The 13584-nt window shown below is 73.9% G+C and carries 9 protein-coding genes; 5 read left to right on the top strand and 4 right to left on the bottom strand.

Translation table 11 applies throughout. The annotated features are described in order from the left end of the window. Positions 1–48: 48 nt before the first annotated feature. The 5 genes from paaA to paaE are packed head-to-tail and all read left to right on the top strand — an operon-like array spanning position 49 to position 3793. Positions 49–1023: a 1,2-phenylacetyl-CoA epoxidase subunit PaaA gene (paaA, locus tag SYYSPA8_RS00315; RefSeq protein ID WP_323444807.1), complete on the top strand. Its 975-nt coding sequence runs from the start codon at positions 49–51 to the stop codon at positions 1021–1023. Beyond that, entirely contained in the window at positions 1020–1316 is a 297-nt protein-coding gene (gene paaB / locus SYYSPA8_RS00310; protein WP_323444806.1) for a 1,2-phenylacetyl-CoA epoxidase subunit PaaB, read from the top strand. Before paaA ends, paaB begins: the two co-directional genes overlap by 4 nt. Positions 1317–1326: 10 nt before the next feature. Then, on the top strand, positions 1327–2154 hold the full coding sequence (gene paaC, locus SYYSPA8_RS00305; RefSeq protein WP_323444805.1) for a 1,2-phenylacetyl-CoA epoxidase subunit PaaC: 828 nt from the start codon (positions 1327–1329) through the stop codon (positions 2152–2154). After that, complete coding sequence (gene paaD, locus SYYSPA8_RS00300) at positions 2148–2666, top strand: 1,2-phenylacetyl-CoA epoxidase subunit PaaD (RefSeq protein WP_323444804.1); 519 nt, start codon at positions 2148–2150, stop codon at positions 2664–2666. Before paaC ends, paaD begins: the two co-directional genes overlap by 7 nt. After that, positions 2666–3793, top strand: a complete 1128-nt coding sequence (gene paaE, locus SYYSPA8_RS00295; protein WP_323444803.1) for a 1,2-phenylacetyl-CoA epoxidase subunit PaaE — start codon at positions 2666–2668, stop codon at positions 3791–3793. Before paaD ends, paaE begins: the two co-directional genes overlap by 1 nt. Before the next feature lie 33 nt (positions 3794–3826). Here paaE and SYYSPA8_RS00290 read toward each other — a convergent pair whose 3' ends face one another. From SYYSPA8_RS00290 to SYYSPA8_RS00275, 4 genes are all read right to left on the bottom strand, one after another. Continuing rightward, a complete protein-coding gene (locus SYYSPA8_RS00290; protein WP_407705878.1) occupies positions 3827–5668 on the bottom strand; it encodes a bifunctional serine/threonine-protein kinase/glutamate ABC transporter substrate-binding protein in 1842 nt (613 codons plus the stop codon). Between the two features lie 272 nt (positions 5669–5940). Then, on the bottom strand, positions 5941–6363 hold the full coding sequence (gene panD / locus SYYSPA8_RS00285; protein ID WP_323445488.1) for an aspartate 1-decarboxylase: 423 nt from the start codon (positions 6361–6363) through the stop codon (positions 5941–5943). 128 nt (positions 6364–6491) lie between these two features. Beyond that, entirely contained in the window at positions 6492–10589 is a 4098-nt protein-coding gene (locus tag SYYSPA8_RS00280; RefSeq protein ID WP_323444802.1) for a non-ribosomal peptide synthetase, read from the bottom strand. Between the two features lie 31 nt (positions 10590–10620). Further along, the gene (locus SYYSPA8_RS00275) at positions 10621–12501 is read right to left on the bottom strand and encodes a non-ribosomal peptide synthetase (protein WP_323444801.1); all 1881 of its coding nucleotides are present in this window, start codon (positions 12499–12501) and stop codon (positions 10621–10623) included. Positions 12502–13584: the final 1083 nt, after the last annotated feature.

Raw genomic sequence — 13584 nt, 5'->3', positions numbered from 1 at the left:
CACGTCACACTAGTACCGAACGAATGGTCGGTAGGGAAGCTGGTATCGATGACCACGACACACGCCGCACACTCCGCCGAAGCGCCGCTCCAGGAGCATTTCGACGCGACGATCGCGCGGGACCAGCGGATCGAGCCGCGCGACTGGATGCCCGACGGCTACCGCGGGACGCTCGTCCGCCAGATCGCGCAGCACGCGCACTCCGAGATCATCGGCATGCAGCCCGAGGGCGAGTGGATCAGCCGGGCGCCGTCGCTGCGCCGCAAGGCCATCCTGTTCGCGAAGGTCCAGGACGAGGCCGGGCACGGCCTCTACCTCTACTCGGCGGCCGAGACCCTCGGCGCCGACCGCGCGGACCTCACCCGGCGGCTGATCGAAGGCCGCCAGAAGTACTCGTCGATCTTCAACTACCCGACCGGGTCCTTCGCGGACATCGGAGTGATCGGCTGGTTCGTGGACGGCGCGGCGATCTGCAACCAGGTGCCGCTGTGCCGCAGCTCGTACGGGCCCTACGCCCGCGCGATGGTACGGATCTGCAAGGAGGAGTCCTTCCACCAGCGGCAGGGCTACGAGCTGCTGATGACGATGATGCGCGGCACCGCCGCCCAGCGGGAGATGGTGCAGGACGCGGTGGACCGCTGGTGGTGGCCGTCGCTGATGATGTTCGGCCCGCCCGACGGGGACTCGCCCAACTCGGCCGCCTCGATGGCGTGGAAGATCAAGCGCCACAGCAACGACGAACTGCGCCGGCGGTTCGTCGACATGACCGTCCCCCAGGCCGAGAAGCTGGGCGTGACCCTGCCCGACCCCGAGCTGCGCTGGAACGAGGAGCGCGGCCACCACGACTTCGGCACCCCCGACTGGTCCGAACTCCAGCGCGTCATCCACGGCGACGGCCCCTGCAACACCGAGCGGGTGGAGCGCCGCAGGTCCGCCCATGAGGACGGCGCCTGGGTCCGGGAGGCGGCCACCGCCCACGCCGCCAAGCAGGCGGCCCGCGCACGGAAGGGAGCGGCGGCATGAGCGACACCGTCCGGGGCGACTGGCCACTGTACGAGGTGTTCGTCCGCGGCAAGCGGGGACTGAACCACGTCCACGTGGGCTCGCTGCACGCGGCGGACGACGCCATGGCTCTCACCCACGCGCGCGACCTGTACACCCGGCGGAACGAGGGCGTGTCCCTGTGGGTGGTGCGCTCCGAGCACATCGCCGCCTCCACCCGCGACGAGAAGGACCCCTTCTTCTCCCCGAGCGCGGACAAGGTCTACCGCCACCCCACCTTCTACGACATCCCCGACGACGTCCCGCACATCTGAGGAGCAGGGCATGAGCGACGACCACGTCTACCTCACCCTCGTCGAGGGGCACGAGGACGACAGCCGCTGGGCGTACGGCACCGGGTTCGAGGACCCCCTGCACGGGGTGGACACCACCGTGCCCGAGGGCGTCGACGCCGGCCCGCTGGCCGCGCTGTGCACGGCCCTCGCCGACGATGCCCTGGTCTCGGCGCAGCGGCTGGCCGAGTGGACCACCCGCGCGCCGGAGCTGGAGGAGGAGGTGGCGCTCGCGAACATCGGGCTCGACCTCCTCGGCCAGGCCCGGCTGCTGTACGCGCGGACCGGCCAGGTCGACGGCAGCGGGCGCGGGGAGGACGCGTACGCCTACTTCCGGGACGCCCCGGAGTTCCGGTGCGTGCGGCTGACCGAACTTCCCCGCGGGGACTTCGCGTTCACGATCGTACGGCTGCTGGTGCTGTCGAGCTGGCGGCTCGCCCACCTGACGGAGCTGTCCGCGCACCCCGATCCCGTCCTGGCGGCGATCGCCGCGAAGGGCGTCAAGGAGCTGGCCTACCACCGGCAGTACGCGGCCGAGTGGCTGGTGCGGCTCGGTGACGGGACCGAGGAGTCGCACCGCCGCACCCGCGCCGCCCTGGCGGACACCGGCCCCTGGGTGGAGGAGCTGTTCGCCGCGTACGACGCGCGGGACGAGGTCGTCGCCGTACTGCGGCAGGTCACGGAGGCGGCCCGGGTGCCCCTGCCCGACTGGTCGCCCCGGCCGGGGTCGGGCCGCGACGGCGACCACACCGAGCACCTCGCGCCGCTGCTCGCCGAGTTGCAGAGCGTGGCCCGCGCCCACCCGGAGGCGACATGGTGACCACCACCGATCTCACCACGCGGCGGGCCCGGCGGATCGCCGGGCAGGTGCCCGACCCCGAGCTGCCCATGCTGACCCTGGCCGACCTCGGTGTCCTGCGGGACGTCGAGGTGCTGCCGGACGGGACGGTGGTCGCGAGCCTGACGCCGACCTACTCGGGCTGCCCGGCCATGGCGGAGATGCGGGCGGACGTGGCCGCGCGGCTGCGGGACGCCGGTTTCGAGCGGGTGGAGATCCGGACCTGCCTCTCCCCGCCGTGGACCAGCGACTGGATCACCCCGGCGGGCCGCCGCACCCTCGCCGACCACGGCATCGCCCCGCCGGGGGCGGCCCCCCCTGCGGTCCGGGGCCCGGTGCCGCTGGTCCTCACGCCCACCCGCCGCACGGTCCCGTGTCCCCGCTGCGGCTCGGCGGAGACCGAGGAGACCTCCCGCTTCGCCGCCACCGCCTGCAAGGCGCTGTGGCGCTGCCGTACCTGCCGCGAGCCGTTCGAGTACCTCAAGGAGATCTGATGACAGGCCCGATGGGCGCGGCGGCCCCCGCCGCCCCCGCCCAGGCACCGCGCCCGCGGGTGCGCCGCCGTCCGGTCTTCCACGCCCTGCGGGTCGCCTCCGTCCAGCCGCTCTGCGCGGACGCGGCGGCGGTGGGCTTCGTGATACCGCCCGCTCTGGCGGAGGAGTTCGCGTTCGCCGCCGGCCAGTCCCTGACCCTGCGGCGCGAGATCGACGGCCGGGACGAGCGCCGTTCGTACTCCATCTGCTCCCCCGTCGGCGCGGAGCCCCGGATCGGGGTGCGGATGGTGCCGGGCGGGCTGTTCTCCTCCTGGCTGGTGCGCGAGGTGCGCCCCGGCGACACGGTCGAGGTGATGGCACCGACCGGCGCCTTCACACCCGACCTGACCGTCCCGGGCCACCATGTGCTGATCGCGGCCGGCTCCGGGATCACGCCGATGCTCTCCATCGCCGAATCCGTCCTGGCCGCCGACTCCCGCTCGTCCGTCACGCTCTTCTACGGGAACCGGCGCACGGGGACGGTGATGTTCACCGACGAGCTGGCGGATCTGAAGGATCTGTACCCGAGCCGGTTCGAGCTGGCGCACATCCTGTCCCGCGAGCCCCGCGAGGCCGAGGTCCTGTCGGGCCGCCTCGACGGCGACCGGCTCGCCGCGCTCGTCGGCTCCCTGGTCGACGTGGGGAGCGCCGACCACTGGTGGCTCTGCGGCCCGCACGGGATGGTCCGGGACGCGCAGCGGGTCCTCAAGGGCCTGGGGGTGCCGGGCGACCGCGTCCACCAGGAACTCTTCTACGCCGACGACGAGCCGGTGCGGGAGGCGCGGCACGAGGAGCCCACCGCCGAGGGGCCCGTCAGCCAGGTCACGATCACGCTCGACGGCCGCTCCACCACGTCGGCCCTGCCCCGGGGGCGGTCGGTGCTGGACGGGGCCCAGCAGGTCCGCCCCGACCTGCCCTTCGCCTGCAAGGGCGGCGTCTGCGGGACCTGCCGTGCGCTGGTCACCGACGGCAGGGCCGACATGCGGCGGAACTTCGCGCTGGAGCCCTCGGAGGTCGACGCCGGCTATGTCCTCACCTGCCAGTCGTATCCGGCGTCGGACAGCCTGACCGTCGACTTCGACAGCTGATCGCCGGCGGGGCGGGTGGGGCCCCGCCGGCGGTCACGAGAGCGGTCTGCCCCGCTGGAGCTGCGGAAGGTTCTTCTCCAGCGACTTGATCCACTCCTTACTGGTCTCCATCTTCTTCAGCGCGGCCTCGATCCCCGCCTTGAGATGGCTGCCCTTCGGCACCCCGATCCCGTAGCGCTCCTCGGTGAGCCGGAAGCCCCCGAGCCGGTACTTGTCGGGGTTCTGGGCGGCGTACCCGGCGAGGATGGCGTCGTCGGCCGTGACGGCGTCCACGGCACCCCGCGACAGATCGGTCAGGCACCGGGTGTAGCTGGGGCGCTCCTCGATCACGGCCTCCGGGGCGACCCTCGTCCGGATGTTCAGCAGGGTGCTGGAACCCGTGGGCCCGCAGACCTTCTTGCCGTTCAGGTCGGCGGGCCGGACGATGGCCGTCTGGGTCACGCTCATCAGGACGTCCTGTCCGGCCACGAGGTAGGGGCCGACGAAGTCGACTTCCTGCTTCCGCTTCTCGTTGATGGTGTAGGTGGCCACCACGTAGTCGACCTCCCCGCTCGTCAGCATCCGCTCCCGCTCGGCGCTCATGGCCTCCTTCCAGACGATGTCCTCGGGGTCGTGGCCGAGTTCACGGGCGATGTAGGTCGCCACGTCCACGTCGAAGCCCGTGTACGTGTCGGACGTCTTGAGCCCCAGGCCGGGCTGGTCGAACTTGATCCCGATGGTGATCTTCTGGCTGTCGGCCGACTCGCCACCGGCCGGCTCGCCACCGGCCGGCTTGTCGTCGCCGTTGTCGCCCTCCGGGAGCAGGGTCCACAGGAGGACGCCCGCGAGCGGTACGGCGGTGAGGGCCACCGCCCAGCGGCGCCGCCGCCAGAAGGCCGGGACAGGGACGGACGGCCGTGGCGGCTGTGGCGCCTGCGCCACCGGCGTGGACTGCGCCGGGGCCGGGGCCGGGGGGACGTCGGCGGAGGGAGTCCGGTCCGGGGGCGCGAGGGGGTACGAGGTCGGCGTGTCGCGCCCGCCGGCCACCGGCTCCGCCCCGGCCCCCGCCTCTGCGTCGGACTCGGCCCGCGCCAGCAGGCCGTCCAGTTCCCCGGCGGTGGGCCGTGCTCCCGGGTCCCGTACGAGTACGGCCGTCAGCGCACCGGTCAGCGGGCCCGCCGAGGTCGGCGGCGGTACGTCCTCGCTGAGCACCGCCGCGAGGGTGGCCAGGGTGTTCGCCCGGCGCAGCGGATTGCGTCCTTCGACGGCGGCGTACAGCATCAGGGCGAGCGACCAGAGGTCGGCCGCCGGTCCGGCGTCCTCGCCGGCGACACGTTCGGGGGCCATGTAGTCGGGTGTGCCGATGAGGGACCCGGTGGCGGTGAGGGCCGTGGAGTCGCGGATCGCCGCGATCCCGAAGTCGGTGAGGACCGGGCGGCCGTCCGGGCGCAGCAGGACGTTCGCGGGCTTGATGTCCCGGTGCTGGATGCCGGCGTCGTGCGCGGCGCGCAGCCCGGCCAGTACGCCGCGCCCCAGCCGGGCGGCCTCCCCCGGGGTGAGGACGCCCCGGCCGAGCCGGTCCTGGAGCGAGCCTCCGGTGACCAGTTCCATGACCAGCCACGGGTATGTGCCCTCGCCGCCGTCCACGATGTGATGGATGGTCACGACATGGGGGTGGTCGACCCGGGCGAGTGCCCTGGCCTCCCGCAGGACGCGGGCGCGCAGCTCCCGGGCGCCGTCGGGGTCGTACTCGGTCAGTGCCGGATCCGGTGGACGCACTTCCTTGAGGGCCACCTCCCGGTGGAGCGCCAGATCGCGCGCCCGCCACACGAGGCCCATGCCCCCGCCGCCGAGCCGGGCCAGCAACTCGAACCGGCCGTCGATCACTTGCGCCACACAGTCCCCCTCAACACCCCGGCCGATGGCCGGACATGGCGCCACGCGTCCTCGTGCCGCCGGGACCGATGGCCCGCGCCAGACTCTGCCACACCGCCCTGGGCCGTGTACTCACTCCGCGGGAGCGGACGTCACCCGTCCGGTCCTGGTGCCCGCCTCGGTCCGGGGCGCCCCCGGCTCCCGCCCCCACCACGCCGGACAGCCGCACCGTGCGGCGGGCAGTGCCCGCCGCACGGTGCGGCATCCGTCCGTCCCCCCCTTCGGGCGTGGGCTCAGCCGGTGGTGTGGACGACGTCGCCGCGCCGCGCCCCGGGCAGGGCGCCGGGGTCCGCCGGGTCCTGGCCGAGCGTGGTGACCCGGTTGCGCTCGTCCACGAAGACGACGAGTGGTTCCGTCTCCCCCGCCGTGGCCTCCGGGCACATCCGGTAGGCGATGATGATCACCAGGTCACCGACGCCGATCAGCCGGGCGGCGGCGCCGTTGATGCCGACCACCCCGGACCCCTTCGGCCCCTTGATCACATAGGTCGACAGCCGGTTGCCGTTGTTGATGTCGACGATGTCGACTTTCTCGCCCGGCAGCAGACCGGCCTCGGTCATCAGGTCCTCGTCCAGGGTCAGCGATCCGACGTAGTGCAGATCGGCCTGGGTCACGGTGGCTCGGTGGATCTTGGACTTGAGCATGGTCAGATACATGGCGTTCTCGTTCTCCTGGTTCACGGTGCGGTCGGGTACTGCGGTCTTGGGGGTGTGGTCGGGTACGGCGGCTTCACGGGGCCGCCGGGGCCGCCGGGGCCTGCGGTGCGCCTGCGGTGGGGGCGTCGTCACCCCTTCCGCGGGGCACGGGCGGCCAGCCGGGCGAGCAGTCCGCGCGCCGTGTCGCCGAGGCCGGGCGGCCGCATCATGGCGTAGTGGTCGGCGTCCACCGTGGCCTCGGTCCACGGGCCCGAGGTGAAGCGCCCCCAGTCGGTACGCGGGACACTGCCGTCGCGCAGGCTGGGCCCGGCGTACACGGCGTGCAGCGGGAGGTGCAGCGGCAGGGGTTCCCACTCCCGGAACAGCTCCGTCTGGTGCCGGATCACCCGGAGGTGCCGGGGCAGCGCGTCGTTGTCGGCCGCGGTGCCGAGCGCCCGGGTCCGCTCCTGGACGGAGCGCACGGATGCCGCGTCGATCCGTTCGCCCTCCGCGACCCCGGCGAGGATCCGGCCGACGAGCGGGGCGTGCCGCAGCAGGGCCTCGGGGCCGTAGGCCGCCCGCAGCGCCAGGCGCAGGGGCTCCCGGTCGCCGGGGGGTTCCTCGGTGCCGACGCCGCAGTCCCAGATCTCGGCGAAGTCGATCCGGACGCCGCGCGCCTCCAGTTCGGCGGCGACCGCGAGGGCGATCAGGCCGCCGAGCGACCAGCCGAACAGCGTCAGGCGCGGGGCGGGGACCCGCCGGACGACCTCGTCGGCGTACCGCGCCGCCAGGCTCGCGACGTCCGGGGCCTCGGGTCCGGCCTCGGCGGCGGTGGGCGAGCGCACACCCCATACCGCCGTGGTGTCCGGCAGCAGGCCGAGCAGTGGCTGGTAGGAGTAGAGGGTTCCGCCGAGCGGGTGGAACATCACCAGCGGGGCGGGGTCGCCGCCCGCCGCGGCGCCCCCGGTGAGGGGGACCACCAGGCCGTCGGCCGCGGCGGGGGCGCCGTCCCGGCCCTCCTGGGCGGGCCCGGCCTCCAGCGCCTCGGCCATGGCCGCCAGGGTGCGGCGGCCGAAGACCGCGCCCAGCGGCAGACGGATGCCGAACTCCGCCCTGACCTCGCGGACGAGCCGGGAGGCGAGCAGCGAGTTCCCGCCGAGTGCGAAGAAGTCGTCCCCGGCGGTGACGGTCTCGCGGCACAGCAGCCGGGCCCAGAGGGACGCCAGCCGCCCCTGCACCCCGGGGGTTCCCTGAATCCCCCGGACCTCCGGGACTTCATGGCCCTCCCCGGCTCCCCCGGCTTCACGGGACGGGGTGTCCGTCCGCAGGCCGTCGGTCTCCGCACCGGCGACGAGGGCGGCCCGGTCGAGTTTTCCCGCGGTGGTCCGCGGGAGGCGCGGCAGGACGGCGAAGGACGAGGGCATCATGTACGCCGGGAGCCGGGCGACGGCGACGGCGCGGACCGGGTCCGGTCCGGCCGCCGGGTCCGTCAGGACGAGGGCCGCGTGCAGGGCGGCCGTGGGGGTGCCGGGGCGGACCAGGACGACGGCGGCGTCCGCGACCCCTGGTACGGACCGCAGCACGGTCGTGATCTCCCCCGGTTCGATCCGGTGGCCCCGCAGTTTGACCTGGTCGTCGGCCCGGCCCAGGAATTCGAGGTTCCCCCCGTCCAGCACGCGGACCACGTCACCGGTCGCATAGCCGCGCGTCCCGTCCGGCGCCCGGTGGAAGCGCTCGGCGGTGAGGTCGGGCCGGCCGAGGTAGCCGACGGCCAGCTGCGGCCCGGACAGGTGCAGTTCGCCGGGGAAGCCGACCGGTACGGGGCGCCGCCGGGCGTCCAGGACCCGTGCGGTCACCCCGGCGAGCGGGCGGCCGATGGTGGGCCGGGCCCCGGTGTCCTCGATCCGGCCGCCGGTGGCGTTCACGGTGAACTCGGTCGGGCCGTAGACGTTGAACGCCCGGGTACGGGCCGCCGCGAGCCGCCGCCACAGCGCGGGCGGTACCGCCTCGCCGCCGAGGAGCAGGCAGGACGGGACATGGGCGGCCCCGTCGAGCAGACCCGCGTCGACGAGGGAGACGATATGGGTGGGGGTGCCGTCCAGGACGTCGATGGCGTGGTCGCGGAGGAAGCCCACCATGGCCTCGGGGTCCGCCCGGACCTCGTCGGGCACCGGGTGGAGGGTGTGGCCCGAGCGCAGCAGCTGGGTGTTCTGCCAGAAGGCGTCGAAGGAGAACGGCGCGTTGACGGCGACCCGGGAGGGCTCGGGCAGCTCCCCGAAGGCCAGCCGGTCCATGGCCGGTCCGAACGCCGCGAGGCTGAGATGCCGTACCGCGACGGGCTTCGGCACGCCGGTGGTCCCGGAAGTGAAGATCACATAGGCCACGTCCTCGGGGGTGACCTTCGCCGCCGGGGGTCCCCCGGGGGCCGTCTCGTGCCCCGGGGAGCCGTGGTCCCGCAGGGAGACCGTCCGTACGCCGCTGAAGGCCGGGGACCCCTCGGCCCCTTCGTCCGTCACGACGACGCGGATGCCCGCCGCCCGCATCATCGTGCCGAGCCGCTCGGCCGGGAGAGCGGGGTCGAGGGGCGCGCAGGCGGCCCCCGCCGACCAGACACCGAACAGGGCGCAGGTCTGGTCGGGCGAGCGGCGCACCGCCACGCCCACGACGTCGCCGGGTCCGGCTCCGGCCGCTGCGACGGCGGCTCCGACGCGGTCCGCCCGCCGGACGAACTCCTCGTAGCCGATGACGTCCGCGCCGAGGACGAGGGCGGGCCGGTCGGGGTGGAGCGCGGCCCGCTCGCGTACGGCGTCGGGCAGCGGGACGAGGCACCGTCCGGGGGCCGGGCCGGCCGGTCCGTCCCCGGCCGTGGCGGCGCCCGGGGCGCTCTCCTCCGGGTCCACGAGCGGCAGCTGTTCCAGCGTCGGGTCCTCGGCCGCGCACACTCCGTCCAGCAGGGTGCGGAACGCTCCGGCGAGGGCTTCGGCGGTCGCCGCGTCATAAACCCCGGTCCGGTACTCGACGAAGCTCAGGGCCCCCGGTGCGGCGGCGAGGTGGAAGCTGACGTCGAACTTCGCCGTCCCGGGGTCGAGCGGCAGCGGGCGCGCCGACACTCCCGGCAGCCGCAGGACGCTGGGGGCGTAGTGCAGTTCCAGTGCGCTGCGGAAGACCGGCGTGTGCGCGTCGCCGACGCGGTCGAGCCCGGCCAGGATCTCGTCGAACTCGACGGCCGTGTGCTCCATCGCGTCGAGCACCGCCTCCTGGGTCTGTCGCAGCAGATCGGCCGCGGGGGCGGACTCGTCGATCCGCAGCCGCAGCGGCACGGTCTTCATGAAGTAGCCGACCGCGTCCTCCGCGTCGGCGTCGGCGCGCATGTTCACGGTGGTGCCGAGGAGGACGTCGTCGCCGCGGGTGAACCGGGACAGGACGACGGACAGCGCGGAGGCGACGACGGCGAACGGCGAGACCCGCGCCGCCGCCGCGGTGGCCCGCACCCGGTCGAACCAGTCCTCGTCCAGCGGCACCGGGCATCTGCCGCCGCGGTGGCCGACGTGGCCGGGGTCCTCGCCCGGGGCGTGACCGGCCGAGTGCGTCGGGAGGCCCGTCAGCCGGCCGTGCCAGTGGTCGAGGTCGGCCCGGATCTGCTCCTCCCCGGCCTCTTCCCGCAGCCGCGCCTGGGCCCCGATGGGATCCGGGTGGGGTGCGGGAAGGGCGTCCCCGGCGTAGAGCGCGCCCAGTTCGGCGAAGAGCGTCCGGAAGCTGTCGCCGTCGCAGACGAGATGGTGCAGGACGAGGACGAGCAGCCACTCCTCCTCGTCGCAGCGGATCAGACGGGCCCGGGCCAACGGGCCGGTTTCGAGGTCGAAGACGGTACGGGCCGCCTCGGTGGCCGCCTGCTCCGCCAGCGCCGCGGCCCGCTCGGCGCCGTGTCCGCGCAGATCGAGTTCGGTCAGGGGGAAGGGGTCGCCGGGCAGGACGCGGACCCGGGGCCGGCCGTCGGCGTCCTCCGTGACCACGGTACGCAGGGCGGGGTGCCGGGCGTACAGCGCGTCCAGGGCGCGGATCAGGGCGGGCCGGTCGACGGGGCCGGTCAGCCGGAAGCCCTCGGCCTCGGTGTAGACCGGCAGATCCTGGGTGATGCGGCTCGCGGTCCACAGCGGACGCTGGATGGGGGGCAGTGCACGGATCTCTCCGACCCCTGTGGCCTCTTCGATTGTTCGGGTTGCTCTGGTTGTGCTGGTTCTCGACATGCTTGACCGCCTCCGCGGGAAGACAAGGGCGTTACGGCTGCGAGCCGGGGGCAGTGTCCGGGGCGGGTTCCGGGGCGGGTTCCGGGGCCGGGGCGGCGGCCGTGACGGCGGCTCCCACCAGCGCCGCCTGGTCGGCCAGGGTCGTCGCCCGCATCATCCGCGCCGCGTTCAGCCGGACTCCGAAGCGGGCGCGCACGCTCGTGACCATGCGCATGATGTCCAGCGATGTGCCGCCCAGGGCGAAGAAGTCGGCCCCGGGGGCGGGGGGTGTCCCGATGCTCAGGACTTCCTGCCAGATGCCCGCGAGCGTGCGAACGGTCCCGTCCGTGCTCCCGTCCGTGCTCCTGTCCGGGGCCGCGTCGCCGCCGTCCCCCGGTCCGGTGGCCGGGCCCGTCGCCCGGGCCGGCGGCTCCGGCAGCGCCCGCCGGTCGATCTTGCCGTTGGGGGTGCGCGGCCAGGTGTCGACCATGAGGTACGCGGCGGGCAGCATGGGGCGGGGCAGCCGGATCTCCGCGTGCTCCCGGAGCCGGGCCTCCGTGCAGACGGCGCCCCGCTGCGGCCGCACATAGGCCACCAGCCGGAGCTGGTCGCCGTCCTGCCGGGGCAGGACCACCGCCTCCGCCACGGACGGCTCCTCCGCCAGCCAGCTCTCGATCTCCCCGGGTTCCACCCGGTGTCCACGGATCTTGACCTGGTGGTCCGCGCGGCCGAGGAGTTCCAGGGTCCCGTCGGGGCGCTGCCGCCCCAGGTCGCCGGTGCGGTAGAGCCTGCCTCCCGGCGGGCCGAAGGGGTCGGGCACAAAGCGCTCGGCGGTGAGGGCGGGCTGTCCGGCATAGCCCCGGGCGACCCCGCCGCCGCCGATCCAGACCTCTCCGCGCTCCCCGCGGACGACCGGCCGGCGGTCCCCGTCGAGGAGATGGACCTCTGTGTCGGGGAGCGGCCGCCCGACCGGGACGACGCCCTGGTCGGCGGGGGTGACGCGATGGGCCGTCGACCAGATGGTGGTCTCGGTCGGCCCGTAGATGTTCCACACCTCGCGGGACCTTTGGGACAGTGCGGCCGCCAGGGAGGGCGTGAGCGGCTCCCCGCCGCACAGGGCGACGCGCAGGCCGCCGCGCCACCCGCCGTCGAGGAGCATGCTCCAGATGAGCGGTGTGGCCTGGAGGACGTCCGCCCCGCTGCCGTCCAGCAGTTCGCCCAGCGCGTGGCCGTCGAGGATCTGCTGTTCCTCGGCCATGACCACGGACCCGCCGGTCATCAACGGGAGGAACAGTTCGACCAGGACGGGGTCGAAGGACGCCGACGTCAGCGCGAGCCAGACGTCGTCGGGGCCGGGGCGGACCACGGACGCCATGGCGAGCACGCCCTTGACGAGGCAGCGGTGGTCCACGGCGACGCCCTTGGGCCGGCCGGTGGAGCCGGAGGTGTACATCAGATAGGCGAGGTCTTCGGGGCCGGCGGAGCGGCGGAGCGCTTCGGGTGTGCCGCCGGCCGGGGCGCCCGGCTCCTCCTCGTCCAGGACGAGGACCCCGGGGGTACGGACCCGGTCGGCGCACCGGCGGTTCGTGACGGTGAGCAGGGCGCCCGCGTCCCGCAGCATGTGCTCCTGCCGCTCCGGGGGGTAGGCCGGGTCGACGGGGACGAAGGCGGCTCCCGAGCGGAGCACCGCCAGCAGGGCCACGGGGAGGTCGGCCGAGCGGTCCACGGTCACGGCGATCCGGTCACCCGGGCCGGCGCCGCGCCGGACCAGGCGGTCCGCGGCCGTCTGTGCGGCGCCGATGAGTTCCCGGTAGTTCAGGGAGTGCGGGCCGCAGCGCACGGCTTCCCGGGCGGGGGTGCGGTCCGCCTGTCGGGCGATCAGTTCGTACAGGCCGCATGACGGCCATGGGGGTCCGGTGGGGAGGTCCGGCACGGTGCATCCGTTCTTCTGGTCGTGGTGAAGGGCGGTGAGGGGTGAGGGCACGGACCCGGCGGGCAGTCGCGGGGATCCGGGGAACGGCTCGCGGGGCAGCCCGTCGCGCGACGCGGATCAGCGGCGCCGCGAACGGCGGAAGGGGCGGCGCGAGCGGGGAAGCCGCGCGAGCGGGAATACGGGTGCGGTCATCGGCGGGCCACCTCGGAAGGCGTCCGGGGGAGGCCGGTGGATAGCGGGTACGGACGGTGTCCTGCTCCGGCCCGAGGACGTCGTCGTCCACGGGGTACTCGTCCAACGGCGACGGCCGCACACCGGCGCCGGGTCTGATGTCACGCGTGGCCGGCCGGGCCGGCAGTCGCGACAGTGGCCCCGGGCCGCTTCCGGCGGAAGCGGCAGGCACGGCCTCAAGGGTGTCCCGCGCCCATGGGCAGCGGGGCCGGCGGGGGCCGGGGAAGGGAGAGGGCGGTCGGTCCGACGGACGGCGTGTGACCCGACTGTCGTCATTGACCTACGGGTTCGGACACACAGGGCGCCTGTCGGAGGCATCCGGCTCCCGCACAGGGGCGGGGTGGGCACGGGGCCACCGCTCCCGGGAAGAGGGCACTCCACACCGAGCACCTGGCATCCGGGGCGACCGCGTCGGTTCACATGCCGAGGCGTCGCACCGCACATCGGTCACGCGCAGGAACCGCCGGCTGCTCGACGGCCGCATCAGCCACCTGGAACTTCCCTTCTCGCAAAGAACGTTTACCGCCGAACTCTCGAAAAAATGGTTCTACTGACACGCACATCACAACGAGGGTGGACGCCCTCGAATCCCTTGTGAGGATCCCCAAGGACACCGGGTTGAAAACAAAGGAGCCCGAAACCGAAGCAGTTGACCTCCACACCGAACTCCTCGAAACAACTGTCTCCTGCCCTTTCGCAATCGGCAAGTGTGACGTGAATCACAATTCAATTCCGAGTGGTAATCCCCTGGAAAAAGCGAGGAATCCCTGGCCGATTCCACCGTCTCCACGATCCCGTCCGGCCGGCCCGGAGACGATCAGGACTCGCCCTTCCTGCATGAACGGAGAGAAT

The sequence above is a fragment of the Streptomyces yaizuensis genome, from assembly GCF_034961445.1.
GTDB lineage: Bacteria > Actinomycetota > Actinomycetes > Streptomycetales > Streptomycetaceae > Streptomyces > Streptomyces yaizuensis.
This window is presented reverse-complemented; position numbering and strand designations above follow the sequence as displayed.

Bases quoted from the DNA above. Each gene is read 5' to 3' on its own strand.
- paaA (WP_323444807.1), top strand. From the start codon at position 49: ATGACCACGACACACGCCGCACACTCCGCCGAAGCGCCGCTCCAGGAG.
- paaB (WP_323444806.1), top strand. From the start codon at position 1,020: ATGAGCGACACCGTCCGGGGCGACTGGCCACTGTACGAGGTGTTCGTC.
- paaC (WP_323444805.1), top strand. From the start codon at position 1,327: ATGAGCGACGACCACGTCTACCTCACCCTCGTCGAGGGGCACGAGGAC.
- paaD (WP_323444804.1), top strand. From the start codon at position 2,148: ATGGTGACCACCACCGATCTCACCACGCGGCGGGCCCGGCGGATCGCC.
- paaE (WP_323444803.1), top strand. From the start codon at position 2,666: ATGACAGGCCCGATGGGCGCGGCGGCCCCCGCCGCCCCCGCCCAGGCA.
- panD (WP_323445488.1), bottom strand. From the start codon at position 6,363: ATGTATCTGACCATGCTCAAGTCCAAGATCCACCGAGCCACCGTGACC.
- SYYSPA8_RS00280 (WP_323444802.1), bottom strand. From the start codon at position 10,589: ATGTCGAGAACCAGCACAACCAGAGCAACCCGAACAATCGAAGAGGCC.